At 63.9% G+C, this 26,908-nt stretch carries 26 protein-coding genes and 1 pseudogene; 7 read left to right on the top strand and 20 right to left on the bottom strand.

The window, feature by feature from the left end; all coding sequences use genetic code 11:
- Positions 1–5 precede the first annotated feature (5 nt).
- Positions 6–926, top strand: coding sequence for a dihydrodipicolinate synthase family protein (locus AWB70_RS12995; protein ID WP_045461528.1), 921 nt, complete (start codon positions 6–8; stop codon positions 924–926).
- Here AWB70_RS12995 and AWB70_RS12990 read toward each other — a convergent pair whose 3' ends face one another.
- On the bottom strand, positions 927–1,853 hold the full coding sequence (locus tag AWB70_RS12990) for a LysR family transcriptional regulator (protein WP_014252739.1): 927 nt from the start codon (positions 1,851–1,853) through the stop codon (positions 927–929).
- 93 nt (positions 1,854–1,946) lie between these two features.
- Here AWB70_RS12990 and AWB70_RS12985 point away from each other — a divergent pair, with 93 nt between their 5' ends.
- Positions 1,947–3,047: an NADH:flavin oxidoreductase/NADH oxidase gene (locus AWB70_RS12985; RefSeq protein ID WP_045461531.1), complete on the top strand. Its 1,101-nt coding sequence runs from the start codon at positions 1,947–1,949 to the stop codon at positions 3,045–3,047.
- Between the two features lie 37 nt (positions 3,048–3,084).
- Here AWB70_RS12985 and AWB70_RS12980 read toward each other — a convergent pair whose 3' ends face one another.
- The 5 genes from AWB70_RS12980 to AWB70_RS12960 form a co-directional block, all read right to left on the bottom strand.
- Entirely contained in the window at positions 3,085–3,777 is a 693-nt protein-coding gene (locus AWB70_RS12980) for a substrate-binding domain-containing protein (RefSeq protein ID WP_053571633.1), read from the bottom strand.
- On the bottom strand, positions 3,777–4,460 hold the full coding sequence (gene ligK, locus AWB70_RS12975; protein WP_053571634.1) for a 4-carboxy-4-hydroxy-2-oxoadipate aldolase/oxaloacetate decarboxylase: 684 nt from the start codon (positions 4,458–4,460) through the stop codon (positions 3,777–3,779). The genes AWB70_RS12980 and ligK overlap by 1 nt, the downstream gene beginning before the upstream one ends.
- A 1-nt stretch (position 4,461) precedes the next feature.
- On the bottom strand, positions 4,462–5,487 hold the full coding sequence (locus tag AWB70_RS12970) for an amidohydrolase family protein (protein ID WP_053571635.1): 1,026 nt from the start codon (positions 5,485–5,487) through the stop codon (positions 4,462–4,464).
- Positions 5,488–6,166: 679 nt separating this feature from the next.
- Positions 6,167–7,519, bottom strand: coding sequence for an MFS transporter (locus AWB70_RS12965; protein WP_053571636.1), 1,353 nt, complete (start codon positions 7,517–7,519; stop codon positions 6,167–6,169).
- Positions 7,520–7,552: 33 nt separating this feature from the next.
- Positions 7,553–8,854, bottom strand: coding sequence for a gallate dioxygenase (locus AWB70_RS12960; RefSeq protein ID WP_053571637.1), 1,302 nt, complete (start codon positions 8,852–8,854; stop codon positions 7,553–7,555).
- A 323-nt stretch (positions 8,855–9,177) separates the two neighbouring features.
- Here AWB70_RS12960 and AWB70_RS12955 point away from each other — a divergent pair, with 323 nt between their 5' ends.
- Positions 9,178–9,564, top strand: coding sequence for an ester cyclase (locus tag AWB70_RS12955; protein ID WP_053572110.1), 387 nt, complete (start codon positions 9,178–9,180; stop codon positions 9,562–9,564).
- A 16-nt stretch (positions 9,565–9,580) separates the two neighbouring features.
- Here AWB70_RS12955 and AWB70_RS12950 read toward each other — a convergent pair whose 3' ends face one another.
- The 5 genes from AWB70_RS12950 to AWB70_RS12930 form a co-directional block, all read right to left on the bottom strand.
- A complete protein-coding gene (locus AWB70_RS12950) occupies positions 9,581–9,946 on the bottom strand; it encodes a response regulator (protein WP_053571638.1) in 366 nt (121 codons plus the stop codon).
- Between the two features lie 66 nt (positions 9,947–10,012).
- Positions 10,013–10,462, bottom strand: coding sequence for a hypothetical protein (locus tag AWB70_RS12945; RefSeq protein WP_235024231.1), 450 nt, complete (start codon positions 10,460–10,462; stop codon positions 10,013–10,015).
- An 83-nt stretch (positions 10,463–10,545) separates the two neighbouring features.
- Positions 10,546–11,274: a methyl-accepting chemotaxis protein gene (locus AWB70_RS12940; protein WP_053571640.1), complete on the bottom strand. Its 729-nt coding sequence runs from the start codon at positions 11,272–11,274 to the stop codon at positions 10,546–10,548.
- Positions 11,275–11,288: 14 nt separating this feature from the next.
- Positions 11,289–13,511: an ATP-binding protein gene (locus AWB70_RS12935; protein ID WP_053571641.1), complete on the bottom strand. Its 2,223-nt coding sequence runs from the start codon at positions 13,509–13,511 to the stop codon at positions 11,289–11,291.
- Positions 13,512–13,744: 233 nt separating this feature from the next.
- Positions 13,745–14,440 carry a CBS domain-containing protein gene (locus tag AWB70_RS12930; RefSeq protein WP_053571642.1) on the bottom strand — a complete coding sequence of 232 codons (696 nt, stop codon included), beginning with the start codon at positions 14,438–14,440 and terminating at the stop codon, positions 13,745–13,747.
- Between the two features lie 244 nt (positions 14,441–14,684).
- Here AWB70_RS12930 and AWB70_RS12925 point away from each other — a divergent pair, with 244 nt between their 5' ends.
- On the top strand, positions 14,685–15,791 hold the full coding sequence (locus AWB70_RS12925; RefSeq protein ID WP_060854095.1) for a PAS domain-containing sensor histidine kinase: 1,107 nt from the start codon (positions 14,685–14,687) through the stop codon (positions 15,789–15,791).
- 69 nt (positions 15,792–15,860) lie between these two features.
- Entirely contained in the window at positions 15,861–16,340 is a 480-nt protein-coding gene (locus AWB70_RS12920; RefSeq protein ID WP_053571643.1) for a universal stress protein, read from the top strand.
- A gap of 118 nt (positions 16,341–16,458) precedes the next feature.
- Here the strand turns inward: AWB70_RS12920 and AWB70_RS12915 are convergent, their stop codons facing one another.
- The 6 genes and pseudogenes from AWB70_RS12915 to AWB70_RS12890 form a co-directional block, all read right to left on the bottom strand.
- Positions 16,459–16,899 carry a universal stress protein gene (locus AWB70_RS12915; RefSeq protein WP_053571644.1) on the bottom strand — a complete coding sequence of 147 codons (441 nt, stop codon included), beginning with the start codon at positions 16,897–16,899 and terminating at the stop codon, positions 16,459–16,461.
- Between the two features lie 27 nt (positions 16,900–16,926).
- Complete coding sequence (locus AWB70_RS12910) at positions 16,927–17,433, bottom strand: flavodoxin family protein (RefSeq protein WP_014252755.1); 507 nt, start codon at positions 17,431–17,433, stop codon at positions 16,927–16,929.
- Positions 17,434–17,455: 22 nt separating this feature from the next.
- Positions 17,456–18,501 (bottom strand): annotated as a pseudogene (locus AWB70_RS12905) (zinc-dependent alcohol dehydrogenase family protein).
- A 149-nt stretch (positions 18,502–18,650) separates the two neighbouring features.
- Complete coding sequence (locus tag AWB70_RS12900; RefSeq protein ID WP_053571645.1) at positions 18,651–19,742, bottom strand: NAD(P)H-dependent flavin oxidoreductase; 1,092 nt, start codon at positions 19,740–19,742, stop codon at positions 18,651–18,653.
- A gap of 56 nt (positions 19,743–19,798) precedes the next feature.
- The gene (locus AWB70_RS12895; protein WP_053571646.1) at positions 19,799–20,713 is read right to left on the bottom strand and encodes a LysR family transcriptional regulator; all 915 of its coding nucleotides are present in this window, start codon (positions 20,711–20,713) and stop codon (positions 19,799–19,801) included.
- Between the two features lie 180 nt (positions 20,714–20,893).
- Positions 20,894–22,408, bottom strand: a complete 1,515-nt coding sequence (locus AWB70_RS12890) for a CoA-acylating methylmalonate-semialdehyde dehydrogenase (RefSeq protein WP_053571647.1) — start codon at positions 22,406–22,408, stop codon at positions 20,894–20,896.
- Between the two features lie 110 nt (positions 22,409–22,518).
- On the opposite strand from AWB70_RS12890, the gene AWB70_RS12885 reads away from it, so the two are divergent.
- The gene (locus AWB70_RS12885; RefSeq protein ID WP_014252760.1) at positions 22,519–23,466 is read left to right on the top strand and encodes a LysR family transcriptional regulator; all 948 of its coding nucleotides are present in this window, start codon (positions 22,519–22,521) and stop codon (positions 23,464–23,466) included.
- A gap of 52 nt (positions 23,467–23,518) precedes the next feature.
- On the opposite strand, the gene AWB70_RS12880 is transcribed toward AWB70_RS12885, so the two are convergent.
- Positions 23,519–23,830 carry a DUF4148 domain-containing protein gene (locus AWB70_RS12880; protein WP_053571648.1) on the bottom strand — a complete coding sequence of 104 codons (312 nt, stop codon included), beginning with the start codon at positions 23,828–23,830 and terminating at the stop codon, positions 23,519–23,521.
- Positions 23,831–24,095: 265 nt separating this feature from the next.
- Here AWB70_RS12880 and AWB70_RS12875 point away from each other — a divergent pair, with 265 nt between their 5' ends.
- Positions 24,096–25,328 (top strand): NAD(P)/FAD-dependent oxidoreductase, encoded by a 1,233-nt coding sequence (locus AWB70_RS12875; RefSeq protein WP_087086270.1) that lies wholly within the window; start codon positions 24,096–24,098, stop codon positions 25,326–25,328.
- Between the two features lie 26 nt (positions 25,329–25,354).
- Here the strand turns inward: AWB70_RS12875 and AWB70_RS12870 are convergent, their stop codons facing one another.
- Positions 25,355–26,251: a fructose bisphosphate aldolase gene (locus AWB70_RS12870; RefSeq protein WP_053572112.1), complete on the bottom strand. Its 897-nt coding sequence runs from the start codon at positions 26,249–26,251 to the stop codon at positions 25,355–25,357.
- A gap of 199 nt (positions 26,252–26,450) precedes the next feature.
- Positions 26,451–26,864 carry a hypothetical protein gene (locus tag AWB70_RS12865; RefSeq protein WP_053571649.1) on the bottom strand — a complete coding sequence of 138 codons (414 nt, stop codon included), beginning with the start codon at positions 26,862–26,864 and terminating at the stop codon, positions 26,451–26,453.
- Between the last annotated feature and the right edge of the window lie 44 nt (positions 26,865–26,908).

Here is a 26,908-nt window from a genome sequence, read left to right as displayed (position 1 = left end):
CATCGATGGCTGCACCGACTTATCGCGGCGTATTTCCCGTTGCGCCGACCATCTTCGACGAGCAAGGCAAGCTCGATCTCGAAGGCCAGAAGCGCGCCATCGATTTCATGATCGATGCCGGTTCGAACGGCGTGTGCATACTCGCGAATTTCTCCGAGCAGTTCGCGCTATCCGACGCCGAGCGCGACACCGTTCAGCGCACCGTGCTGGAGCATGTCGCGGGCCGCGTGCCCGTGATCGTCACCACGACGCACTTCAGCTCGCGGGTCTGCGCCGAGCGCAGCCGTGCCGCGCAGGACGCGGGCGCGGCGATGGTCATGATCATGCCGCCCTATCACGGCGCGACCATTCGCGTCGGCGAGCGCGGCATTCACGAGTTCTATCGCGAAGTATCGGATGCAATCGACATCCCCATCATGATTCAGGACGCGCCCGTCGCGGGAACGCCGCTGTCCGCATCGTTTCTCGCGAAGCTCGCGCGCGATATCGAACACGTCTCGTACTTCAAGATCGAAACGGCGCAGGCGGCGTCGAAGCTGCGCGAACTGATTGAACTCGGCGGCGAGGCGATCGTCGGCCCGTGGGATGGCGAGGAAGCCATCACGCTGATTCCGGACTTCGATGCGGGCGCGAACGGCGCGATGACGGGCGGCGGTTATCCGGACGGCATCCGCAAGATCGTCGACGCGTATTTCGCCGGCGATACCGACCGAGCCGCGGACCTGTATCAGCAATGGCTTCCGCTCATCAACTACGAGAACCGTCAGTGCGGTCTCGCGGCGTGCAAGACGCTGATGAAGGAAGGCGGCGTGATTCGCTCGGACGCGGTGCGTCATCCGCTCGCGCCGATGTTGCCCGCCGTGCGCGAAGGGCTGTTGAAGGTCGCGCGCAAGCTCGATCCGCTCGTGCTGCGCTGGGGGCATTGACTAGCGTTTCGCCCTGACTGGCCGCTTCTTCTTCGCCTCGGCCTTGATGACGGGGGGAGCGCTCACACGTTCCCGCAGATACTCCACGGTCCGCGCGCAACGCGCGGGCAGCGGCCATTCCGCGCGGCGAATGAGCCACAGCGTATCGATCACGGGCACGCCGCATTCGACGACGCCGACCGCTTCCGGCTTGCCGAACGCGATGCGCGCATAGCGCGGAATCACCGTGAAACCGAGGCCACGCGCGACGAATTCCGGAATGAGGCTGATCTGGTTGCTGAAGCCCTGCCGCCGCAGGCTGCCCACGCCCGGATTGCCCGGAAAGCGCCGGCTCAGCAAACGGCTCGCGGTGACGTGCGCTTCCGGATAGTCGATGAAACCGAGCTTCTCCAGATCGCTCCAGTCATGCACGTCCGCGTTCGCGGGCACGACGAGTTCGAGCGGCTCTTCGATGAACTTGCTCGCGGCAAGACGCGGATCGTCGGGCTTCAGCGCAACGATGCCGAGATCGTAGCGGCTCTCCAGTACGGCTTCGAGCACTTCCGAATCCGGCGCGAAGCGATGACGCATCTTCCATTCGGGACGCTGCTGCTGCAGGTCGAGCAACAGCGGAAACAGCACGAGCCCGATGCTGCCCGGCGTGATCAATCCAATCTCTCCCGCTTCGTCTTCGCTGTCCGACAAACGCGAAGTGAGGCGCTTGCCGGCCAGCTCCATCTCTTCGCAATAGTCGATCAGCGCACGGCCCGCAGGCGTCAGTTCGATGCCGCGCGAACGGCGAATCACGAGCAGGCCGAGTTCGTCTTCGAGATGGCGCAGATGCTGGCTCACGGCGGCCTGCGTCAGATCGAGCCGCTCGGCCGCACGCGTGAAGTTGCCGAGATCGACGAGCGCGAGAAAGGTGCGCAGCCATTGCGGATTGAGTATCACAGAATTTTATCGAAACGATAACGGGCAGATAGTTTTCATTATGACACTGAACGGTTAATCTCGAAGCCTCAATTCAACAGAGATTCCCAGATGTCTGCACTCTTCACTCCGTTCAAACTGAAGGACGTCACGCTGCGCAACCGCATCGCCATTCCGCCGATGTGTCAGTACAGCGCGATCGATGGCTTCGTCAACGACTGGCACCTGAGCCATTACACGAGCCTTGCGCGCGGCGGCGCGGGCCTCGTGATCGTCGAGGCCACGGGCGTGTCGCCGGAAGGCCGCATCACGCCGGGCTGCACGGGCCTCTGGAACGATGCGCAGATCGAAGGCATGAAAAACATCGCCGCGGCGATCAAGGCGGCGGGCGCGGTGCCCGGTATCCAGATCGCGCATGCGGGGCGCAAGGCGAGCGCGAACCGTCCGTGGGAAGGCGACGACCACATCGCCGACGCCGACGCGCGCGGCTGGGACACGCTCGCGCCTTCGGCGGTCGCGTTCGGCGGCGGTCTGCCGAAAGTGCCCAAGGCCATGACGCTGGAAGAAATCGAGCGCGTGAAGGCGGACTTCGCGGCGGCTGCGCGCCGTGCGCTCGAAGCGGGCTTCGAATGGCTCGAACTGCACTTCGCGCACGGCTATCTCGCGCAGAGCTTTTTCTCGGTCGAGGCGAACCAGCGCGACGACCAATACGGCGGCGATCTCGCGGGGCGCAGCCGCTTCCTCGTCGAGACCTTCGATGCGGTGCGCGAAGTGTGGCCGCAGAACCTGCCGCTGACGGCGCGCTTCGGCGTCATCGAATACGATGGCCGCGATGAAGCCACGCTGAAGGAATCGATCGAACTCACGAAGACGCTGCGTCGCCGAGGCCTCGATTTGATGAGCGTGAGCGTCGGCTTTTCGACGCCCGATGCGCGCATTCCATGGGGGCCGGCGTTCCTCGGCCCGATCGCGGAACGCGTGCGCCGCGAAGCGGAGATTCCCGTTGCGTCGGCATGGGGATTCGATTCGCCGCCCAACGCGGAGCATGCGGTCCAGTCGGGGCAACTCGATCTCGTGATGGTCGGGCGCGCGCATCTGTCGAATCCGCATTGGCCGTATCAGGCGGCGAAGCAGTTGAAGGTCGAGCGGCCGTCGTGGGCGTTGCCCGCGCCGTATGCGCACTGGCTCGAACGGTACGCTGTGGCGGAGTGATGTTCTGATGCAGGAAAGCGCTCGTCAAGCGCTTTCCTTATCGTACCGATTCCATGCCGTGACGCGTTTTGGCGGCGTCCGCGTCCGATGAAGTTGCGAACTTCAAAAACTCGCGCGCAGGCGCCGCCGCGCTCGCCTTCGCGCATACCGCGCCTTCGAACACCGTCAGCGCTTGTATCGCGGACGGCAACATGCCGAGCACGTCGATGCCTGCAACGCCGGTCATCTCGCTCATCTGCTGAAAGCCCAACTCGACCTCGCCTTGCGCGATCAGCGTGCCCACCGCGACGCCCGGCGGCGCCTGCACGATGCGCGACGCAATGCGTGCTCCGATACCCCAGCGCTCGAACAGACGCATGAGATGCGCGCCGCTCGGCCCCGTCGAATAGCCGATGCTGCGTGCCGCGAGTACTGCTTCGCGCACGGCGGCTTCGTCGTCGATGGAAGCATGCGGCGCACCGCACGCCACCGCGATCGCGATACCCGAGCGCGCGATGCGCACGCGGCTATGCGCATCGACGCGCCCGCTTGCTGCGAGACGCGCGATCGCATCGGCGGCCAGCACGACGATATCGAACGCCTCGCCTTCCTCGACTCGCTTGAACGCCGCGACGCCGCCTGTCGATTCGAACGCGACGCGCTGCCCCGATCGCGCTTCGTAAGCGGAAGCGAGATCGTTGAGCACCTGGCGCGTGGCCATCGAGGAGATGCCGTTGATCTTCATTGGCATCAGTCGATATAGCGCAGGCCGGCCTTTTCGAGCGGCTCGCGCATCTTGTACATATCGAGGCCCAGCACGCCGCTCGCGAGCTTCGCGCGCTTCTCTTCTTCGAGCGCCTCGCGCGCGATCGCCTTGTCGAGCACTTGCCGCGCGGCTGCCGAAGGCACGACGACGACCCCATCGTCATCCGCGACGATCACATCGCCCGGCGTCACCCACGCGCCCGCGCACACGACGGGAATGTTCACCGAGCCGAGCGTGGCCTTCACCGTGCCTTTCGCGGAGATGGCCTTGCTCCAGACCGGGAAGTTCATCTCCGTCAGCACGCGCACGTCGCGCACGCCGCCATCGATGATGAGCGCCCGCGCGCCGCGTGCCTTGAAGCTTGTCGCGAGCAGGTCGCCGAAGAAGCCGTCGGTGTTGTCCGTCGTGCATGCGGCGACGACGATATCGCCTGGTCTGATCTGTTCGGCCGCGACGTGCAGCATCCAGTTGTCGCCCGGCTGCAGCAGCACCGTAACCGCGCTGCCGCTTGCCTGCGCACCGGTATAGATGGGCCGCATGTAGGTCTTCATCAGGCCGACACGGCCCATTGCTTCATGCACCGTGGCCGAGCCGAGCGCACCGAGCTTATCGGCGGCTTGCGCATCCGCGCGATCGATGTTGCGATATACCACTCCGAGTTCGTACATATCAGCGTCCCTTTGCCTTGAGCGCCGCATCCAGTCGCGGATACACGCGGCGCGCGTTGCCTTCATAAATCTTGTAGCGCGCTTCGGGCTCGATATTCGCCGCCTCGACATAGCGCTTCGTGTCGTCGAAATAGTGCCCCGTTTCAGGATCGATGCCGCGTACCGCGCCGATCATCTCGCTCGCGAACAGGATGTTGTCGACGGGAATCACGCGCGTCAGCAGATCGATGCCGGGCTGGTGATACACGCATGTATCGAAGAACATGTTCTGCAGCAAATGCTCCTTCAGCAAAGGCTTTTTCAGCTCCTGCGCGAGGCCGCGGAAACGTCCCCAGTGATACGGCACCGCGCCGCCGCCGTGTGGAATCACGAACTTGAGCGTCGGAAAATCGCGGAACAGATCGGACGTGAGGCATTGCATGAACGCGGTCGTGTCGGCGTTCAGGTAATGCGCACCCGTCGTATGAAAGCAGGCGTTGCAGCTCGTGCTGACGTGAATCATCGCGGGAATGTCGTACTCGACCATCTTCTCGTAGATCGGATACCAATAGCGGTCCGATAACGGCGGGCTCGTCCAGTGTCCGCCCGACGGGTCCGGGTTCAGGTTGATCGCGACATTGCCGTATTGCTCGACGCACTTTATGAGTTCTGGAATGCAGGTCGAGATATCTACGCCTGGGCTTTGCGGCAGCATCGCTGCTGGGACGAAGCTATCGGGAAACAACTGGCTCACGCGATAGCACAGCTCGTTGCAGATCGCGGCCCATGTGCTCGACACTTCGAAGTCGCCGATGTGATGCGCCATGAAACTCGCGCGTGGGCTGAAGATGGTGAGATCGAGGCCGCGGTCGCGCATGAGGCGAAGCTGATTGCTTTCGATCGATTCGCGGAGTTCATCGTCGGTGATTTTTAGCTCGGAGATCGCGGGTTTTTCCGAGGGGCTGTTGATGGCGGCGATTTGGCGGTTTCGCCAACCCTCTAGCGCCTTGGGGGCGGTCGTGTAGTGGCCGTGAATGTCGATGATCATGTTTTCTGTTTCCTCTGCTTTGCTTTTGCTTGCTTTGGCACTTCTATGGAATCCTGAGTTCATGTCGGTTTATTAGCACTGCCCCTCCCCGGGGCGGGGGTAACTTTCTTTGCTGCTGCAAAGAAAGTCACCAAAGAAAGCAGCTTTCTCACCGCCCGCGGTCACACGCACGTTGGCCATTCTTCTCCTCGGGGAACGGCCTCGCCTAAAGAGTGCCCCCAAAGGACCGACCGGGCTTGGATCGCGCACGGTCCGTCACATCGCGCCGCTTAACTAACGGGTACAGCCATTTCAAGTTCCAGCCCGCTTCGCGGCCGATGGGTTAATCGGGTATGCGAGTGCGTTCGTGTTCGCTGGTTTCCCTTGCATCCCCAGCGGCAGCGCGTAGCGCTGTGCCGAAGCTATTTCGTGCTGAACCAGCGCCCGCAAAGTAGTGGTTAGTCAGACCGTGCGCGATCCACGCCTGATTAGTCCTTCGAGGGCACTCTTTAGGCGAGGGCCGATCCCCGAGGAGAAAAGTGGCCAAACTACGTGTGACCGCGGGCGGTGACAAAGCTGCTTTCTTTGGTGACTTTCTTTGCAGCAGCAAAGAAAGTTACCCCCGCCCCGGGGAGGGGCAGTGCTAATAAACCAACAACAAAGCAAGTTCCACCACGAAAACCAAAAACCCAAAAAACCCTCAACCCGCAATACGAGCCCGCGCCTGGGCCTCATCATCCCCCTGCTTCCGCTGCGCAACGAGAATAGCAACCGCAGCCAACGTAGCAGGCACCGCAAGCATCGCGAGAATCGCGCCGAATTCCCATCCAAGCCCAAGCAACGCGCCACCGAATGCCGAACCGAAAATACTGCCAAAGCGCCCCATCCCGAGCATCCAGCTCACCCCAGTAGCACGCGCAACAGTCGGATACCGTCCCGGCGCAAAAGCATTGAGACCAGTCTGCGCCCCGCTCATGCAAAAACCAGCCGCAAACACAAGCACCGCCAGCGACGACGACAACGCGCCAATCCACGCGAGCCCGAGCACGCACACCGCCCCACCGAGATACGCCGCGCTGATAACCGGCGCGGGACGCTGCTTGTCCATCACCCAGCCGACGATGATCGCGCCGATCGTGCCGCCGATCTGGAACATCGCGGTGACGTTCGCCGCCGCGGTCACGGTGAGGCCCGCGTCCTTCATCAACGTCGGCAGCCAGCCCGTCAGCAGATAAATCACGAGCAGGCCCATGAAATACGTGACCCACAGCGCCGCCGTCATCAGGCCATAACCCTGCGAAAACAAGACGCCAATAGGCTTCTTGGTCGGCAGCGGCGGTTCGTTCGATACGAACGTATGCGTGCCGTCGAAGCGCGCGCCGCACACGCGGCCGAGCACCTTGCCGATGCGCGCCGGCGTCGCGCCGCGCACCGCCAGCAGACGCGCCGATTCGGGCAGCAGCCAGATTTGCAGCGGAATCAGCACGAGCGGCAATGCGCCGCCGAAAATCAGCACCGAACGCCAGCCATGCGCCGGAATCAGCCAGCCCGCGACGAAACCGATCAATGCCGAGCCGAGATTGAAGCCGGTGAACATAACCGTGATAAGCAGCGCGCGCTTGCGTTGCGGCGCGTATTCGGAAAGCAGCGTGGTCGTGTTCGGCATCGCCGCGCCGAGGCCGATGCCCGTCAGAAGACGCAGCGCCGCCATGCTTGCAGGCGAATTCGTGAACGCGGTCGCAATGGTGAACACGCCGAAGAGAAACACGGACGTGATCAGCACCCACTTGCGTCCAATGCGATCCGATGCCGGCCCCGCCGCGAGCGCGCCGATCACGAGACCGATAGGCGCCGCGCTCATCACGAGACCGAATGCGGGGCGCGAGATATGCCAGTCCGCAATGATCGATGGCGCGACGAAGCCCATGATCGCAACGTCCATGCCGTCGGCCATCACGATCAGAAAGCAGAGCGCCACCAGCAACCACTGGTAGGCGGAAATGGGCCGCTCGTCGATGAAGGCCTTGATATCGATGGTTTTACCGCTTTTCATATGTCGTCTCCTGTCCCCGTGCAATGTCTTGCGTTATTTCCTGCCTTCGTCCGCCTTGTCCCAGTCGAGCTTGCCGCCGCCCTTTCCGGCAACCGAATACAGTGCGCCGGGCGCGTTGCGCGTCTTCTGGAACGCTTCGAGCGTTTCGCCGCGCATCGCGGCATAGATATGCAGATTCGATACGCCCGTCACCGCGCCGAGCTTTTCGAGCATGAAAAAGATCACGCCGTAATGAAGCAGGCCGCGCCAGTCGCGCCGGCGAATGAGATCGCGCTCCAGCTCGGAGAGCCCGAAGGCTTCGTAGCTCGCCTCTTCATCGGCTTTGAAGGCTTCGCGATGCGCGGGCTCGACCATGCGATGCAGATAATCGTTGATGCGATACGCACGCACGGCCGTTTCGATCGAAAACGGATAGGTGCCTTCGAGCTTGTCGACATCGGCGAGCTGCACGGCCATCTTCTGACGATGCCGCTCGACGATCGCGGGCCTGGTCTCGCTGTCCTCGCCCTCGTAGATCGCGGTTGCGATACCCGCCATCGAGGGCAAGTAATAGCTGCGATGCTTGCACACGACATTGCTGGACAACGCGCCGCGCATCGTGAGCCACATGATCACTTCCGCACCTTCGTAACCGCCGAGCGCCGCATATTCGGCGATGGTCATGTCCGCGAGCTGCTCGGGATCGCGTTCGAAGAGATCGAGAAAGCGCGCATCCCATTCCGTGTTGTTGAAGCCCGAACGTTCGCCATGCACCTGATGCGAAAGACCGCCCGTCGCGAGAATCGCAACCTTGATATCTTCCGGATAACTTTCGATCGCGCGGCGCAGCGCCTGACCGAGCTTGTAGAAGCGGCGCGCGCTCGGCACGGGCAATTGCAGCACGCCCATCTGCAACGGCACGAGCCTGACCGGCCACTCGGGCTTGTGCGGGCAGAGCATGGAGAGCGGCGAAAAGCAGCCGTGATCCAGCGCCTTGTTCTGGAAGAACGACATGTCGAATTCATCGGTCATCAGCGACGTCCCGATGTGCGCGGCGAGGGCGGGATGACCTTTGATCGGCGGCAGATCGCGCGCGCCGCCGCCTTCGTCCGCGACACGCCATTCGGGACCGACGCCCAGCGCGAACGCGGAGTAATGATCGAAGAAGAACGACGTGACGTGGTCGTTGTAGATCGTGACGATTACGTCCGGCTGCTTTTCCGCGAGCCAGTTCGCGAGCGGCGCGAAGTTATCGAAGATCGGCGCCCAGACTGGATCGTCGCGCTTGTTCTTGTCGAATGCGAAACCGATAGTCGGCGTGTGCGATGCGGCGATTCCGCCGATGATCCGTGCCATGTGCGCTGCTCCTTGCTTCAGGGAAACTGAAGCCGAAGCGTAGGAGGAACGCGCTGTGCCGGGTACTACGCGTAAACCAGAGTTTTTGCTTTCTGAATGGGCTTCTGACTTGATGAAAGCCAGTTGGGAAAAGGCCGAGCGGGCACTAGCCGGCGCCCGCGCAGCCGATAGCCCGATAAACAAAACTGATGGCTCGTGAAACGGGACGCAAAATCGTCCGGTCCGGCCTCTTTGGGCAGCCGTACACTGCCTTCACGACTTCGACCGCGGGCCGCGCCTCGCGCGAGGCCGCTTATCGCAAAGCTATCGCAGACAAGGACAACATGAACACATCAGCGCTTTCGGATCTCTATCGTGCATACATCGCCTGCTTGAATGCGCGAGACTGGCAGAAGCTCGGCACGTTCGTACATGACGACCTGCAGTACAACGGACGTGCGCTCACAGTCGATGACTACCGGGCGATGCTGGAAAGAGATGTCCGCGAGATTCCCGATCTGTTCTTTGACATTCAACTGTTGATTGCACAGCCGCCGCTCATCGCGTGCCGATTGCAGTTCGAGTGCACGCCGAAGTCGCGCTTCCTCGGCCTCGATATCGACGGCAAGCGCGTGTCGTTTTGCGAGAACGTGTTTTATGAATTCCGCGATGGAAAGATAGAACGCGTATGGTCAGTCATCGATAAAGCAGCGATCGAGGCACAACTCTAGCGCGTGGCGTCTCTGCTCACGAGGCCAGTTTCGTGAACGTCGCGATCACCGCCTCGCCCTTGAACGGCTTGACGATCCATCCTTTCACGCCTGCTGCCTTGCCGCGTTCCTTCATCGCCGGGCTGCTTTCGGTCGTGAGCATGATTACATTGACCGTCTGATTCGCAAGCTCGCCGCGAATCTTCTCGACCATCGTCAGGCCGTCCATGTTCGGCATGTTCACATCGCTGACGATCAGGCGAATGCCCGCATCCGCGCGCAACTTCGCGAGGCCGTCCTTGCCGTCCACCGCCGTCGCCACGTCGAGTCCGTTGTTCTTCAGGAAGCCCGCGACTTCATCGCGAACCGTGCTGGAATCGTCCACTACCAAAACCTTGGCCATGAGTGCTTATCCTTGCGCCTCGGGGGCGCGTGTCATTTCGAATTGTGTTGCTTGATGTTGCTTGCGTCAGAACAGTTCGAGTTCGCCTTCGCCCTGCTCTTCCATCTCGCCCGACGAAAAGTCCATCGCCGCCTTCGCGCACACGCAAAGCGTGACGCCCAGGCGCGCCGATTCGCCCGGCCGCAGGTCATAGAACCAGACGTGATCGGGCCTCAGTTCGTCGATGAAGTCGATACAGCGGCTGCTCAACGCATACGGCGTGGACATGCCGAGATCGGGAAAATGCGCGATCAATTGCTGATTCATCGAACCGCAGCACAGGTTGACGCGTTCCATCAGGCTATCGGAGAGAGACCGGTTATCGTCCGTGCCGGGATAACATGCGCGCGTCGCGGCATCATCCGCGTAGTGCAGAACGAAAAGCATACGGAACGTGAACGACGAGATCGTCAGCACCAGCGCATTCGGTTGCAGCGTGTCGCGATGCCGCGCCGCGTCGACTTGTGTGATTTCCATGCGCGCCTGTTCTCGCGGACTCAGCCGCGAAACCGCGGCATGCTCGAATATCTGTTCGATACTGCGCTTCGCCTCGTCTGAAATCACGCGGCCGCCTTTTCGATCGTCGATTGAAACCGGCCCGCGAGCATCTCGACGCTACCGAGCGATGCAGTGATCATCTTCCCACCCGCCTGAATGTCCTGAAACGTCGCGGCAGTCGTCAGGTCGTTGCGCAGCAGACTGTCGCGATAGCTCTTCGACAACTCCTGCGAACGCGAGGCCAGCGCACGCACTTCGCTCGCCACGATGGAGAATCCGCGCCCCGCCGCGCCCGCGCGCGCCGCCTCGATGGATGCATTCAGCGACACGATCAGCACATGCTGCACGATCGACGAAAGCTCCTGATTCTTCGTGTGCATGTCGCGGTTCTGCGCCATCAGCGAGATCATCTGTTCGTGCCAGCGCTCGAAGGTGAGCGAGAGCGCCTTGAGCCGCGCGGCTTCATCGGCGATAGCGGACGCTTGCCGCAGCCATTCGTCCGCTTGCGCATGCGCCGCATCGAGTTTGAGCCGCAAGTCCTCGCGCTCCGCCTGCGCGCGATCAAGCCTGCTTTGCAGCGATGCGGCCAGGCCCGTCATGCCATCGGCGCGCTCGCCGCACGCTTTCAATTCGTCGCGATGCGCCGCATCGATCGCTTCGAGCCGCTGCCGCACCGCCTCTACTTGCGCAAGCTGCTCGCCAAGACGCCTGTTTCTGCCGTGTCGTGCCCAAACCAGAAACGCCACAACGATCAACGCGCCCACGCAGGCCGCCATCCACTTGTACTCCATTGCAATCACCTTCTTTATCCAGTCACGGCTTGCGTGTTTTCAACGGCCACATGCACGGGCAAAACGACTACGGTTTCGAACATGCGATACGCGGCGCCACATTCCTCGTCCGTAAAGCGCAACTCGATGCGCCCGCCCTCGCGCGCGACGAACTCGCGCACGGCGTCCATGCCGACGCCGCGTCCCGATACTTCGGTCACGCTTTGCGCCGTCGAGAATCCCGCGCGAAAAATGAACTCCGCGAGTGCTTCATCGGCAACGTGCGCGTGCGCGTCGATCCAGCCGCGTTCGATCGCTTTCGCGCGGATCTTGCCGAGCGCAAGTCCGCGGCCATCGTCGGCCAGCGCGATGCGCAATGCATCGTCCACGATCTGCGCTTCGATCCGGATGCTGCCCGCCGCCGTCTTGCCGAGCGCGACGCGTTCACTCGCCGTCTCGATGCCGTGGTCGATGCTGTTGCGCAGGAGATGCGTGAAGACGTTCGCGAGCGGTTCCGAAAACGCCTTGCCGATGCGGCAGCCGTTATCGTCGATGTCGACGCGCGGCGCTTCCTTGCCGAGTTCCCGCGCCAGCGAAGGCAACGATCGAAGCGGCGCATCGAGCGCGCTTTCGAGGCTCTCCGTCGAATCGCTCGCCGCATCGTCGCGCGCGCCCGCTGTCTTGCGGCCGAGACTGACCTCGTTGACGGTCGCATAACTTTGCAGCGCCGCTCTCACGCGGTCGAGATCGGCGATCATGTCCTCGCGGTTCCAGTGCGCATTGCCGTCCGGCTGGCGCAGCGCGTCGTAACGCTGCTCGGTATCGTGCACGACGCCCGTCAGATGCTGAAGGCTATAGGTGCGCGCATTGCCTTTCACGGTATGCATGTTGCGGAACAATTGCGCGATCGCTTCCTTGCTCGGAATGTCGTGCTCGCGAATGATGCGCTCGTTCTCGCCGACAAAACTCGTCGCGCTTTGCATGAAGCGCTCGAACTTCTCCTGGCTGATCGCGAGCACCTCGCCGATCATGTCGAGTCTGCGCCGCTGCTCGCCCGCTTCGGCCGCGAGCGCTTTCAGCTCGGTCACGTCGCGCACGCACAGCATGAGGCGCGCGATCACGCCTTCCTCGTTCGTGATCGCGGACCAGCTCAGATCGAGCACTTTGCTTCTGCCGTCGCCCATGTCCTTGACGACTTCATCGGCGAGCAGATGCCGGTTGAAATCGAAGTTCATGATGTCTTCGCCAAGGCATGAATCGATGGCCGCAGCCACTTGCGCCAACGCGTCGCTGCCTATGTCCGAGTTACGGAACACGACATCCATCACCGGGCGGCCCGCGAGATCGCGCGTTTCGAAAATGGCTTCGAGGAACGCGGAGTATTCCGGATGAATCGCCGCGCCCGGCACGATCGTGAGAATGCCCTGCGGCATGTTCTGCAACATCGCCTGAATGTCGGCGGTGCGCTGCTTCAACTGAAGCGAGCTTTCCTGAATCTTCGCGATCATGCCGTTGAACGCGACGATCGAGCAGCCGATCTCGTCCATGCGTTCCACCGGCACGCGGCGCGTGAAGTCCTGGCTCGATGCGATCTCGCTCATCATCGTCTGCATGCGCGAAAGCGGCAGCGAAATCTGCCGATAGAGCAACACGCTGATGCCGACGAGAATCGCGACCGCCACGCCCGTCGCCGCCGCGAGGGTCACGCTCGTCGTCGCGAGCGCGTCGTTCAGCGTGTCGATGGCGGCGTCCTTCTGACGGTCCTTCTCGATGCGCAAGGTCTCGACGATGCCCTGAAGCTCGTCCTTGTACTGCGCGACGTTCGCGAATAAAAAGGCCTGCGCCAATGCGCTCTTGCCGGCTTCCTGCATCTGCCCGGTCTGTTTGATCGCGTCGAAGTAATTCGCGAGACTTTCGCGGGCCTGCGCGACGAGGCCCTTTTGCGCGGGGCTGGCCGCGGCCTTTTCCTGAAGATCGAGCGCGCCCTTGAGCGTGCTTTCGCGCGTGGCGAGCAGCTCGCGCGCCTGCGCGGCGATCTGCGCATCGGGCGCGTAGACGAGCGTCATCGTCGCGATCTGCACGTCCTTGACCTGCGAGACGAGATCGGCCGAAGCGAGCGCGCTCGGCACGACGCCTTGCGTGACCTGATGCACTTCCTTTGAACTGTCGCGAGTCTGCTTGACGGCATAGCCGCCGATCGCAGCGAGCGCCGTCAGCATCAGGACGACGAGCAAGACTATGCGATGACGTATGGTCATGTGTGAATCCCCGGTTTCGTGGCGATACGTGTCGCGGTGAGCGACCGGCCCGTTGCTGTGTCATGCGGGTTCGGGCGCCGGGGATTATTCGATTCAGGCGTGACAGGTGCGTGACATGACGCGGGTTTACCCCGCAAATTCCTCTTTAGTGGTTTTCCTCTTCATTCTCATGCGCGGCGGCATCGCGGGACGCTAAAGAAAGCGCCGGCGATGCCGTTAACGATGCCGCTCCATCAGAGTCCCGGCATGATCGGATAAGGAATCGTGTGATCGACCACGCGCTTCACGCCCGGAATGCTTTCCGATGCGATCCGCATGGCGTCGAGCTGATCGCCCGACCATACCGTTCCCCACAGATGCACGATGCCGTCCTTCACGACGATATCGCGTCCGGGAAACGCCCAGCCGCGCCCCGCGAGATCGCCCATCAGCATTGCGCGAATTTCGGCGTCGCTGGCCCGCGCGTCGGGCGCGGACTCGACCACGAGCGCCGATGCCAGCGCCTGCACCAGATTCGACCGGCTGACGATGCCGACGAGCCGCCCCTCGCGCAACACCGGCACACGCTTGATGTGACGGCTTTCGAGCACCGCGGCGATCTCCGCGAGCGACGTGTCTTCACGCACGCACACCGGATCGCGGCTCATGATCTCGCCCACCGTGCGCGCATGCGACTTGATGTAGTCGGCCGCGCCGCCATCGGAGAGCATGTCCAGCCACCACGCGCGGCGGCGTACCTCTTTCTCGGTGCCGATCTCTTCGCGGCGTAGCAGATCGCCCTCGCTGATCACGCCGATCACATACCCGTTCTTGTCGACGACGGGCGCCGCGCTGATATGGTGCTGCACGAGCAGCTTCGCCAGTTCATGAATCGTCGTTTCGGGCGCCACGGAAACGACGCTGGAAGTCATTACGTCACGTGCTTGCATCACAGACTCCGGATGGTGGGAATGTCGGTCGAGCTTGTCTGCTCGGGACTTGCGGGAGCACGCAATCACTTTACGGACGCTCGCCCTTTTCACGCTTGACCTGAGTCAAACGCCGCGAATTCGCCGCAGTGTCCCGATGTCGCACCCGCGCGTGACGGATTTTTCCCGTGCGACTACACTGGGACGCAGATAAAGTGGCGGCGCTCCCCAGCCCGTGACAGAACCTTGCCACCGGAGATTCGCGATGCGCACGCCTGACGGTACGCCCGACAATCCCGCCGCCGCCTCGCCGCTGCAATCCGACGCGCATTTCCGCCTGCTGGTCGAATCCGTCGAGGATTACGCGATCTTCCTGCTGGACGCAGAGGGCCGCGTCGCGACCTGGAACAACGGCGCGAAACGCATCAAGGGCTATGACGCGCAGGACATCGTCGGCCGGCATTTTTCGGTCTTCTACCCGCCCGAAGATATCGCGGCCGGCAAGCCGCAAAAGGAACTGGCCGCCGCGGCGCACACGGGCCGTGTCGAGGACGAAGGCTGGCGCGTGCGCCGCGATTCGACGCGCTTCTGGGCCAATGTCGTCATCACCGCGCTGCGCGATGCGCAGGGCGCGCTGATCGGCTTCGCCAAGGTCACGCGCGACATGACCGACCGCCTGCGCCTGGCCGAACTGCAGCATGCGCGCGCGTTGTCGGCGCACGTTCAGACGGCGCTGGAGAACGAGCGCGCATCGATTGCGCGGGAGTTGCACGACGATCTCGGGCAACAGCTCGCCGCGCTCAAGATGCAGCTCGCCACGCTCGATGCGAACGCCGGCGCGGACGGCTTCGCGCGGCACGCGCTGACGCAAACGCGCGCGATGGAGACGCAGATCGACACGGTCATCGCCTCGGTCAGACGGATCGCGGCGGGGTTGCGCCCGCCGGTGCTCGACGACCTCGGCCTGTTCGCCGCCATCGACTGGCTCGTCAACGACTTTCGCCGCCGTTACGGGATTCGCATCGATCTGGACATCGGCGGCGAGGAAGCCGAATTCGACGCGGCGGCGTCCACGTCGATATTCCGGCTCGTGCAGGAAGCGCTCACCAATGTCGTGCGGCATGCGCAGGCGAGCGAAGTGCGCATCGTCATGACGTGTGCGACGGATCGCTGCACTTTGTCCGTCGAGGACGACGGGCGCGGTGCCGCGCTCGACCAGCCGCGCGCGGCCAGCGCTTTCGGGCTGCTCGGCATGGGCGAGCGCGTGCGGCAGCTTGGCGGCGTGATCGCGTTTCGCAGCGCGCCGGGCGAAGGCTTTCGCATCGATGTCGATATTCCGCTCGACGGGCTCGCCCCACGCGCGTCCGGTTGATCCAGATCAACGGCGTCCGAAGCGAATCGACGCATCGTCTTCGCATGCCGTCCACTCAGGGAGTTCGCCATGTACAGCCGCATACTCGCGCCGATCGACGGGAGCGCGACCTCCGCGCACGCGTTCGACGAGGCGATCAGGATCGCGCGCGCCGGCAACGCGGTGCTGCAGGCGCTCTATGTGGTCGATCTGCACCCGGTCGTCTATGACGCCACGGCCGCGTTCTATCCCGACATCCGCCGCACGCTGCTCGAAGAAGGCCATCGACTGACTTCGGAAGCGGTGCAGCGCATGGCGCGCGAGGGCGTGTCGGGCGCGCCGCGCATCGCCGAGCTTTCGCTGACGGGCGACGACATCGCCGCGTGCATCGCGCGGTGCGCCGAAGACTTCGGGGCCGAACTCGTGGTCATGGGCACGCACGGACGTCGCGGCTTGCGGCGGCTCGTGCTGGGCAGCGTCGCCGAGGGCTTCATGCGGGTGGCGCGCTGTCCAGTCCTGCTCGTGCCGGGACGCGAGGCGGAACAGGCCGCCGAGACGTCAACCGGATGAGCGCTGGCCGCGCATGACGCGCGAGGAAATCGGCAGCTATCCCGGACGGCCGCATGTTCTCCCGGCTGCAGAAGATGGGCGTGGTCGATGCGCGCGGCAAGGACGTGCGCATCGTCGCTCAGGTTTGCGACGCAGAGCGCATGAGCAGCACCGCGCACGTCGAGCGCCGCAGGAAAGCTTCGGCGACGCTGCCGAGCACGAGCCGCGTCAAGCCGCCGCGCCCGTGCGTGCCCATCACGACGAGATCGGCGTGCATGTGCTCCGCGCAGCGCTGCAGCGTGAGGGCGATGGAATCGTCCGGCGTGCGGGTTTCCTCCAGCTTCGAATCGCACGCGATGCCCGCTTCGCGCAGCCGTTCCTGCGCGGCGTTCAGCACGCGTTGCGCCGCGCCCTGCACTTGCCGCCTGTAGTGGACCGGATACGACGCCAGCGCCGACGTATCCGAGACGTGCACGAGGCGCACGCATGTGCCCGGCGACGCGCCGATGCGCAGCACTTCATCGAGCGCCCGCTGCGACGATTCGCTGCCGTCGAGCGCAACCAGGATATTCCGATACATGACGATTCCGGCTCGCGCGCGTTGCGCTCAAACCGCCCATTCGAGATTGTCGATGCGCGCGAGCTTGCGCCCGATGCGCTCCACGAAGGTATCCATGACGCGGCGCTGATCCTTCGCGCCGTGCGCGGCCGTGAGCGCGCAGCGCGCGACCGGCTGCTTCCCGGCGAGCTGCGCCATTTCCCTGAAAGCGCCGGCGTCGCCGCGCATGTGCTGCGTGCAGAGAAAGGCGACGTGCGGCAGCCTGCGCCGGTTGGCGGCAAGCCACGCGCGCACCGGCGCGCTCACTCGCCCCGCCCAGACCGGCGTGCCGATGACGACGATCTCGTAAGCAGCGACATCGCGCTGCAGCGGATTCAAGGCCACGTCGCGCGCGAAAAGCGTATCGAGCATCGCGCGCACGCAACCCGCCGCGCCGGAGCGATCGACCGGCTCGGTGATCGCTTCGAAGTCGGCGTGAAGGCGCACGGCCAGTTCCGTGGCCGCGGCGTGCGTCGTGCCGCCGCGCGAGTAGCACACCACCAGCACTTTCGACATGATTTGCTCTCCCCGTGGCGCGTCACGCCATCTCGATGATGACCTTCAGCGCGCCCGTCTCGGCCGCCTTGCCGAAGGTGTCGTAGGCATCGAGCACACGGTCCAGCGTGAAGCGATGCGTGATGAGCTGCTTCGGCTTCAGTCGGCCCGCGCGCACGGTTTTGAGAAGCATCGGCGTGCTGACCGTGTCGACGAGCCGCGTCGTGATGGCGATGTTGCGATCCCACAGCGTCTCCAGATGCAGGTCGGCCTTGACGCCGTGCACGCCCACGTTGGCGATGGTCCCGCCCGCCGCGACGATCGCCTGGCACAGCTCGAACGACGCCGGCACGCCGACCGCCTCCACGGCGCAGTCCACGCCCGCGCCATCGGTGAGGCGCAGCGTCTCGGCCGCCGGGTCCGTCTGCGCGATATCGATGCACGCGCTCGCGCCGAAAGTGCGCGCGACTTCGAGACGATGCTTGTCGCGATCGATCATGATGATCTGCGCCGGCGCGTAGAACTGCGCCGTGAGCAGCGCCGCGAGGCCGATCGGTCCCGCGCCGACGATCGCGACCGTGCTCCCCGGCTGAACGCGGCCGTTGAGCACGCCGCATTCGAAGCCCGTCGGCAGGATGTCCGAGAGCATGACGAGCGCTTCTTCCTCGACGCCGGGCGGCACGCGATAGAGGCTCGGCTCGTATCCGCATGCGGAATGCGCACGTATTCGGCCTGCGTGCCGTCGATCTTGTTGCCGAGAATCCAGCCGCCCGTCGCGCAGTGCGAATACATGCCGCGCCGGCACGCCTCGCATTTGCCGCACGACGAGATGCACGAGATCAGCACGCGATCGCCCGGCCCGAACGCGGACACCGCCGCGCCGACCTGCTCGACCACGCCCACGCCTTCGTGCCCCAGCACTCGGCCCGGCTCGCAGCTCGGCACGTCGCCTTTGAGGATATGCAGATCGGTGCCGCAGATGGTCGTGTGCGTCACGCGCACGATCGCGTCGGTGGCGGCGGCGAGCGTCGGCGCGGGGCGCTCGTCGAGCGATTTCTTTCCCGGACCGTGATAGACGAGTGCCTTCATCTTCGAGCTCCTCTCGCGTGGAATGCAGTGACTGGGACGGACCCACTCTATTCCCGCGAGCGCTCCGGCGATTGATCTGAGTCAAACGATGCGCGATGCCGCGCGCCGTTGATCTGAGTCAGATGCTTGGCGTAGCCGCGTTTTTTCGGTCAGCGCGCCGCATAGCGCTGCAAACCCGCGATGCTCTCCTCGAGCTCCGCCTGCAGCCGCGCCATCAGTTCGGCGGCGGGCAACTCGCGCACGAGCGCAGCGGCCTGTCCCGCCCATTGCGCGCCGTAACCGAACTCATCCTTCGCCTTGGCCGCCGCGTGCAGCGCTTTGCCCGCGTCGTACGTCACCGGATAGGCGGGAATCGCGGGCGCTTGCGGGTCGCGGCCCAGTTCCGTGAACCTGTTGACGAGACTGCGCGCCTTGCGCCCCGAGATCGCCGACGTGAACGTCGTGCGGTTGGCGGCCCCGCTCAGAATGGCGCGCCGGTATCCGGCATCGATCGATGTCTCCGTGCAGGGCACGAAGGCCGTGCCGAGCTGCGCCGCCTGCGCGCCGAGCGCGAGCGCCGCCGCAATGCCCGCACCGTCCATGATGCCGCCCGACGCAATCACTGGCACATCGAACCTACTGGCGAGCAGGCGCGTCAGCGCGAAGACGCCGAGGTTGTCGTCGTCGGCCTGCGGGTCGAAGATGCCGCGATGCCCGCCCGCTTCGATGCCCTGCGCGACGATCGCATCCATGCCCGCCGCCGCGACCTGCTCCGCCTCGCGAAGATTGGTCGCGGACGCGATCAACGTGATGCCCGCGCCCCGCAAGGCGTCGATATAGTCCTTCGACGGCAAGCCGAAATGAAAGCTCACGACCGCCGGCTTCTCTTCGACGAACACCTTCAGCATCGCTTCATCGACGACGAAGCTCGTATAGATCTCGTTCAGCTTGTCCGGCGGCGTCGCGCCGAATTGCGCGAAGACGGGCGCGAGCCACGCGTTCCATGCTTGTTCGACCGCGGCGTCGGCCTTCGCGGGTGCGTGACAGAACACGTTGACGTTGAACGGCTTGCCGGTCAGCGCGCGCGTCTCGCGGATCGCCTTGCGCGCGGCCTCGGCGTTCATCGCGCCGACGCCGAGCGAGCCGAGCCCGCCCGCGTTCGATACGGCCGCCGCGAGCGCGGGCGTGGTCACGCCGGCCATCGGCGCCTGAATGATCGGCGTATCGATGCCGAGTCGCGATAACAATGCGTTCTTGCTCATGACTGTGCGTCCTGTAATCGTTGCCTGCGTTGCTTGCGTTGCCTGCGTTGCATGAATCAGCGCGTGACGAGCTTCTCGACGATGAAATCCACGAAAGCCCGCACGCGCGACGATAAATGCCGGCCATGCGGATACAGCAGGATGAACGGCCGGCTGCATCCGCCGAAGTCGCGCAGCACTTCGGTGAGCGTGCCCGCGCGCAAATCGTCTTCGACGGTGAAGCGATAAATTTGGAAGAGGCCCGCGCCGCTGCGCGCGAGCGGAATGCCCGCGAGCGCATCGCCGGAGGTGCCGTAGCTCGCGTTCGTCGTCATGTCCACCGGCTCGCCGTTCTGCATGAAAAGCCACGGCACGGGGCGTCCCGTGCTCGGCATCTCGAACTGGATGCATTCGTGATCGATCAGATCTTCGATCGTCTTCGGCACGCCCGCGCGCTTCAGATAGGCGGGCGACGCCACCACGACGAGCTCCGCATCTTCCAGCTTGCGCGCGATGAGACCGGAATCGCGCGGCGCGCGTCCGCGTATCGCGAGATCGAAGCCTTCGTCCGCGAAGTCGATGTTGCGATTGCTCAGATGCGCTTCTACCGTGACATCCGGGTAACGCGCACGGAATTCCGCGAGCAGCGGCAGCACGCGATAGTGGCCGTAAGGCGTCGGCATGCTGATGCGCAGTACGCCCTTCGGGCTCGTCTGCTGCCCGGTGGCTTCGCGCTCGGCTTCCGCGAGACGATTGAGCGCGTCGCGGCATTGCTCGAAGTAGCGGCGGCCCGCATCGGTCAGGCGAATCTGGCGCGTCGTGCGCACGAAAAGCCGCACGTCGAGCCGCTTCTCCAGCCGCGCAACAGAGCGGCTCACCGCCGCGGGCGTCACGCTGGCCGCCGTGGCCGCGAGCGTGAAGCTGCCGAGCTCCGCCGCGAGGCAGAAAAGCTCGATGCTGCCGAGAAGGAGATCGTCGAATTGCCGCTGCATGTCGATTGGCTCCGCGTCGTTGTCGGTGCATCTTCCGCGCTTGGCGGCGCACGGTCAACCGACGCCATCGCACTTGAGTTGTGACGCGCAGGAACAGATGGGCCGCGCCGCGCCAAAAAAAATCGCCCGCTTCTTCCGGCGAGGAAAAAGCGGGCGAGTTCGCGTGAACGTATTCGACGCTTACTTGGCCGTCGGCATGGCGAACTCGGCGCCCTTCTCCGTGCTTTCGGGCCAGCGCTGCATGATCGACTTCTGCTTCGTATAGAAGCGCACGCCCTCTTCGCCGTACGCGTGCATGTCGCCGAACAGACTGCGCTTCCAGCCGCCGAAGCCGTGCCATGCCATCGGCACCGGAATCGGCACGTTGATGCCGACCATGCCCACTTCGATACGCCGTCCGAACTCGCGGGCGATATGACCGTCGCGCGTATAGCATGCGACGCCGTTGCCGAACTCGTGCTCGTTGACGAGATCGACCGCTTCGCTGAAGTCCTTCACGCGCACGCATGCAAGCACCGGCCCGAAGATCTCTTCCTTGTAGATGCGCATGTCCGGCGTGACGTGATCGAACAGCGTGCCGCCCGTGAAGAAGCCGTCTTCGTGGCCCGGCACCTTGTAGCCGCGTCCATCGACGACGAGTTGCGCGCCTTCTTCCACGCCCAGCGCGATATAGCCTTCGATACGCTCAAGCGCCTGGCGCGTGACGATCGGGCCCATTTCCGCATCGGACTCCATGCCGTTTCTGATCTTGAGCGCCTTTGCACGCTCGGCGAGTTTCGGCACGATCTTGTCGGCGACATCGCCCACCAGCAGCGCGACCGAAATCGCCATGCAGCGCTCGCCCGCCGAACCGTAGCCCGCGCCGATCAAGGCATCGACGGCCTGATCGAGATCCGCATCCGGCATCACGACCATATGATTCTTCGCGCCGCCGAGCGCCTGCACGCGCTTGCCGTGCTTCGCGCCCGTTTCGTAGATGTAGTTCGCGATCGGCGTGGAGCCGACGAAGCTGATCGCCTTCACTTGCGGGTGCGTGAGCAGCGCATCGACGACGACCTTGTCGCCCTGCACGACGTTGAAAATGCCGTCGGGCAAGCCGGCTTGCTTCAACAGACCGGCCATGAAAAGCGACGCCGACGGATCGCGTTCGCTCGGCTTCAGGATGAACGCATTGCCCGCCGCGATCGCGACCGGGAACATCCAGCACGGCACCATGCACGGGAAGTTGAACGGCGTGATGCCCGCGACGACGCCGAGCGGCTGACGCAGCGTCCAGTTGTCGATGCCGGTCGAAACCTGATCGGTGTAGTCGCCCTTCAGCAATTGCGGAATGCCGCACGCGAATTCGATCACGTCGATGCCGCGCGACACTTCGCCCTGCGCATCCGAAAACACCTTGCCGTGCTCGGCGGTGATGATCGCGGCGAGTTCGTCGCGATGCTTGTTCATCAGTTCCAGAAACTTCAGCATGACGCGCGCGCGGCGGATCGGCGGCGTGTCGCGCCAGGCCGGGAACGCGGACTTCGCGCTCGCCACGGCTGCATCGACATCGGCGGCTTCGCCGAGCACGAGCTTGCGCGGACGCTCGCCCGTCGCGGGGTTGAACACCGGCTGCGTGCGCGCGGACGAGCCGTGCACGCGCTCGCCGTGAATGTAGTGAACGACGTCGGCGGTGTCGTTGAACGCTGCGGTCATGCTCGTCTCCTGAAGAATGTTTGGGCGATGACTGCAGTGTATGAATCCGCGTGCGGCTTGCAAAGACGCTAAGATTGAACTCATTGTTCGCAACCACAAACAATCGGCCGATGGACGAGCAAAAGATCGAAGCGCTCTGGACCCACTTGCACTGGCTGACCGTGCTCGCGGAGCAAGGCAGCTACACGGCGGCGGCGGCGCGGCTGAACGTGTCGAAAGCGGCCATGAGCCAGCGCATCGCCGAACTGGAGCGCGCGGCGGGCGTGCCGCTCGTCACGCGCACGACGCGCAGCGTGCGCTTTACGGAGGCGGGCCGCAGGCTCGTCGACGACACCCGCGGGCAGTACGAGCGCATCGCATCGAGTTTTTTGAGCGTGAAGGAGATGGCGGGCGTCGCGCGCGGCCTGATCCGCGTCACCGCGCCCATGGCCTTTTCGCGGCAGCAGCTCGTGCCGCGCATGTCGGGGTTTCTGCATGCGCATCCGGAAGTGCGCGTGCAACTGGAAGCATCGGACAAATTGAGCTCGATCGCGAGCGAAGGCTTCGATCTCGCGGTGCGGCACAGCGCGCAGGTGCCGGATACGCACGTCGCGTGGAAACTGTGCGACACGCATTCGGTGATCGTCGCGACGCGCGCCTATCTGAAGCGGCGCGGCACGCCCGCGACGCCCAACGATCTCGTCACGCACGATTGCCTGGTCTATCCGCGTCCGCAAGCGTCGAGCATCTGGTCGTTCCAGAGGAAGGGCGGGCGCAAGAGTTCCGCCGGGCCTTACACGCTCGCCGTGAGCGGCCCTTTTGCGGCGAATAACAGCGAAGTGCTGCGCGATGCCGCGCTCGACGATCTGGGCATTGCGCTATTGCCGGATTTCACCGCGCAAGCCGCCGTGCAGGCCGGCAAGCTCGTGGTGCTGCTGCCGGAATGGCGCCCGGTCGGCGCATTCGCGGATCAGCTTTTCGTGGTGCGGCCTTATTCGCCGCATGTGCCGCGTGCGGTCGCGCTGTTCATCGGCTATTTGCGCGAGACCTTTGCGGGCGGATTTCCGCTCATGCCGTGAAATGCAAAACGCGCCCGATCGCTCGGGCGCGTTTCATTGCTTTCCGCGTTGCTTAGTGATGCGCGAACGTCGGGAAAACGTCGGCCTGAGCCGAGCGTACGCCGGATTGCGCCGAACCTTCGCTCACGCCGCCGAACGCGTTTTGCGCGGTGCCGTTTTGCGCGGCGATACGCGCTTCGGCAGCCTGAATGTCAGCGGGATACTTCGAGTCGCTGACCACGCCGGGGTTATAGCCCGCCTTTTCCAGTTGCACGATTTCAGCGCGGACTTGCGCGCGGGTCACGGGCTGATTCGATTGCGCGAACGATGCGACAGGAGCGGCAAAAGCCAGAGCGACCGCTGCAATACCGATGAGCTTGTTCATGATTCTTTCCTCCATCCATTGATTTATCGAGTTGTCGCTCACGTTGCCTTGCTTTGCTTTGCTCGTTTGCGACCGTTGAGCAAAGTTTAGATATCACACGCCCTAGGGTAAATACCTAAACGACGAAATCACTTTTGGCGAAATTCGTACTAATCCGGGCATGCGCAATGGAAAGCCAATCGACGCGCGCATCGCCTATAACCAAAGCAGCGGGCTGCTCCGCACGGTTCATGGCACGAACGATCGTTTATTCAGGAGAATGATCTTGAAACGAATCCTGGTGATCGGCGCGGGTTTCGCCGGTCTGTGGAGCGCGCTTTCGGCGGCGCGCAAGCTCGACGAATTGAACCGCACCGAAGAAGCCGAAGTCGTCATCGTCAATCCCGCGCCGTTTCATAGCGTGCGGGTGCGCAACTACGAGCAGCCGCTCGACCCAACGCTCGTGCAGCTCGACACCGTGCTCGGTCCGGCAGGCGTGAAGCTGATTCAGGCTAAAGCGACGCAGATCGACAGCGCGACTCGCCGCGTGGCGATCGAACGCGAGGGCACGGCGGAATCGCTCGACTACGACCGGCTGATTCTCGCGGCGGGCAGCGTGCTCGTGCGCCCGCCGATTCCCGGCCTCGACTGCCATTCCTTCGATGTCGATACGTACGCGGGCGCGTGCAAGCTGCAGGCGCATCTGCTGACCCTGCCCGCATTGCCGGACACGCCGGGCCGCTATACGGCGGTCGTGGTCGGCGCGGGGCTGACGGGCATCGAGCTCGCCGCGGAATTGCCGGCGCGGTTGCGCGAGATCGTCGCGGATGCGGATCGCGGCAAGGTGCGCGTGGTGCTCGCGGACCGTTCAGCGACGATCGCGCAATCGATGGGCGGCGCGCAGCCCGTCATCGAAGGCGCTCTGAAGACGCTGGATGTCGAGGTGCGCGCAGGCGTCACGCTCGAATCGCTCGATGAAGCGAGCGTCACGCTCAGCGACGGCGCCGCGAGCGAGCGTATCGAGGCCGCGACGGTCGTCTGGTGCGGCGGCATGCATGCGAACGCGCTCGCGAGTCAGTTGCCAGTCACGCTCGATCCGCTCGGGCGCGTGCCCGTCGATACGTTCCTGCGCGCGGAAGGCGTGCCGAGCGTGTTCGCGGCGGGCGACTGCGCGCGCATTCTGATCGACGGCACGCGGCCTTCGGTGATGTCGTGCCAGCATGGCCGGCCGATGGGACGTTACGCGGGCAACAACGCCGTCTGCGATCTGTTCGGACTGGAGATGCTGCCGCTGTCGATCGACTGGTACACGACCATCTGCGATCTCGGGCCGTGGGGCGCGGTGTACACGGAAGGATGGGACAGGAAGCTCGTCACGCAGGGCGAGACGGCGAAGGCGACGAAGCGCACGATCAATGGCGAGCGCATCTATCCGCCGAAGAGCGGCACGCGCGAGGACATTTTGCGGGCGGCGTCGCCCGTCGTGCAGACGCCGCCGCCTACCGAACGCGCCGGTTAGCGCGTATCGATGCCGATGCCAAGCGATCAGACCTTCTGGACGGACGCGTCGTAGATCTCGTCGATCGACGTTTCGAGCGTCTTGTCGAACTCGCTGTCGCTCATCGACTTCTTCAGCTCGTTGATGAGCGCGCGCGAGAAGCTCGCGATCATGCCGTGATTCTGCGCGAGCTTCTTGCACGCGTCGCTGCGCGTGTAACCGCCCGACAGCGCGACGACACGCACCACGCGCGGATGCTCGATCAGCGGACGATAGAAATCCGCTTCGTCGGGGATGGTCAGCTTGATCATCACCTGGCTCGATTCCGGCAGCGCGTTGAGGCCCTTGAGCAATTCGTCGCGCAGGAATTTTTCCGCGCCCTTCTTGTCCGGGCTCTTGATCGACACTTCGGGTTCGAGAATCGGCACGAGACCGTGCTTGATGATTTGCGCGCCCACTTCGAACTGCTGCGCGGCGACCGCGGCGATGCCCTTCTCGTTCGCCTGATGGATCACCGAGCGCATTTTCGTGCCGAAGATGCCGAGCTTCACGGCGCGCGCGAGCAAATCGTCGAGGCCGGGAATCGGCTTCATCACCTGCACGCCGTCCGCTTCGGCTTCGAGGCCTTTATCCACCTTCAGGAACGGCACGACGCCGCGGTCTTCCCACAGAAACGTGGGCACCGGCTTGCCTTCCGCTTCGCCGTCCATCGTGCGCTCGAACAGAATCGCGCCGATGACTTTCTTGCCCGAAAACGACGGCGCGGTCATGATGCGCACGCGCATTTCGTGCATCAGCTTGAACATGTCGGCGTCGCCGTTATAGGCGTCGTCGGGAATTCCGTATTGCCGCAGCGCGCCGGGCGTCGAGCCGCCGCTTTGATCCAGCGCGGCAATGAAACCATCCTTCTCAGCCATCTGCGCGAGCATTTTTTCGTTAGCCACGAACATTTCCTCCTCGAAGTTCAATCACCGGACAGGCACAGGTGCGCAAACCGGGCTTATGGTTCAGCTTCCACAAGTGTAATGGTTTTGCCGGGCGCAAAAGTCGTGCAAATCCGCCATTCGTGCGCAAATGGGGCGTGGAAATCATGCCGGCGCGGTGCGATCGTGCGGCAACGCACGGCCGGGCGAAAAGAAACGCTCAGGAAGCGGCGGAATTGAGATCGCCCGCATTGCCGGGCCGCCATACGACATTCAAGGCGCGGCGAAGCAGAGACGGCGCGCGCTGGAAGTCGACGGCGCCGGGCATTTGCGCATGATCGTTCGATGCGTCGATCGCAGCTTCCTGCACGACTTCCTGCACGACCAACTGCTCGACTTCCGGCTCGGGGAGCGGCGCGAGCTTCTCGCGCGCATCGGCGCAGCGCCGGTTGAGCACGCGGCGCATCTCGGGATCGTCGATGAGCGCCTGCGCGGTCGCCATGCCGCGCTCGAATTGCAGCGCGTAGGCGATATCGGTGAAGTCGTCGAAGCGGCCGCTATCGGCCAGCTCGAACGCCAGTTCCACTGTACGGCGGCGTTTCCATGCGTCGAGATCGTCGTGGCCGGTGTTCACGGATAGCCTCTTCCTGGCGATGAGGTGCGAACGATCTTAGCCTT

The organism is Caballeronia cordobensis, assembly GCF_001544575.2.
Classification (GTDB): domain Bacteria; phylum Pseudomonadota; class Gammaproteobacteria; order Burkholderiales; family Burkholderiaceae; genus Caballeronia; species Caballeronia cordobensis.
This window is presented reverse-complemented; position numbering and strand designations above follow the sequence as displayed.

Bases quoted from the DNA above. Each gene is read 5' to 3' on its own strand.
- AWB70_RS12970 (WP_053571635.1), bottom strand. From the start codon at position 5,487: ATGATCATCGACATTCACGGCCACTACACGACCGCCCCCAAGGCGCTA.
- AWB70_RS12910 (WP_014252755.1), bottom strand. From the start codon at position 17,433: ATGTCGAAAGTGCTGGTGGTGTGCTACTCGCGCGGCGGCACGACGCAC.
- AWB70_RS12980 (WP_053571633.1), bottom strand. From the start codon at position 3,777: ATGCCAATGAAGATCAACGGCATCTCCTCGATGGCCACGCGCCAGGTG.
- AWB70_RS12885 (WP_014252760.1), top strand. From the start codon at position 22,519: ATGGACGAGCAAAAGATCGAAGCGCTCTGGACCCACTTGCACTGGCTG.
- AWB70_RS12985 (WP_045461531.1), top strand. From the start codon at position 1,947: ATGTCTGCACTCTTCACTCCGTTCAAACTGAAGGACGTCACGCTGCGC.
- AWB70_RS12965 (WP_053571636.1), bottom strand. From the start codon at position 7,519: ATGAAAAGCGGTAAAACCATCGATATCAAGGCCTTCATCGACGAGCGG.
- AWB70_RS12895 (WP_053571646.1), bottom strand. From the start codon at position 20,713: ATGCAGCGGCAATTCGACGATCTCCTTCTCGGCAGCATCGAGCTTTTC.
- AWB70_RS12960 (WP_053571637.1), bottom strand. From the start codon at position 8,854: ATGGCACGGATCATCGGCGGAATCGCCGCATCGCACACGCCGACTATC.
- AWB70_RS12890 (WP_053571647.1), bottom strand. From the start codon at position 22,408: ATGACCGCAGCGTTCAACGACACCGCCGACGTCGTTCACTACATTCAC.
- AWB70_RS12880 (WP_053571648.1), bottom strand. From the start codon at position 23,830: ATGAACAAGCTCATCGGTATTGCAGCGGTCGCTCTGGCTTTTGCCGCT.
- AWB70_RS12935 (WP_053571641.1), bottom strand. From the start codon at position 13,511: ATGACCATACGTCATCGCATAGTCTTGCTCGTCGTCCTGATGCTGACG.
- ligK (WP_053571634.1), bottom strand. From the start codon at position 4,460: ATGTACGAACTCGGAGTGGTATATCGCAACATCGATCGCGCGGATGCG.
- AWB70_RS12945 (WP_235024231.1), bottom strand. From the start codon at position 10,462: ATGGAAATCACACAAGTCGACGCGGCGCGGCATCGCGACACGCTGCAA.
- AWB70_RS12940 (WP_053571640.1), bottom strand. From the start codon at position 11,274: ATGGAGTACAAGTGGATGGCGGCCTGCGTGGGCGCGTTGATCGTTGTG.
- AWB70_RS12915 (WP_053571644.1), bottom strand. From the start codon at position 16,899: ATGTATCGGAATATCCTGGTTGCGCTCGACGGCAGCGAATCGTCGCAG.
- AWB70_RS12920 (WP_053571643.1), top strand. From the start codon at position 15,861: ATGTACAGCCGCATACTCGCGCCGATCGACGGGAGCGCGACCTCCGCG.
- AWB70_RS12925 (WP_060854095.1), top strand. From the start codon at position 14,685: ATGCGCACGCCTGACGGTACGCCCGACAATCCCGCCGCCGCCTCGCCG.
- AWB70_RS12955 (WP_053572110.1), top strand. From the start codon at position 9,178: ATGAACACATCAGCGCTTTCGGATCTCTATCGTGCATACATCGCCTGC.
- AWB70_RS12950 (WP_053571638.1), bottom strand. From the start codon at position 9,946: ATGGCCAAGGTTTTGGTAGTGGACGATTCCAGCACGGTTCGCGATGAA.
- AWB70_RS12930 (WP_053571642.1), bottom strand. From the start codon at position 14,440: ATGCAAGCACGTGACGTAATGACTTCCAGCGTCGTTTCCGTGGCGCCC.
- AWB70_RS12995 (WP_045461528.1), top strand. From the start codon at position 6: ATGGCTGCACCGACTTATCGCGGCGTATTTCCCGTTGCGCCGACCATC.
- AWB70_RS12900 (WP_053571645.1), bottom strand. From the start codon at position 19,742: ATGAGCAAGAACGCATTGTTATCGCGACTCGGCATCGATACGCCGATC.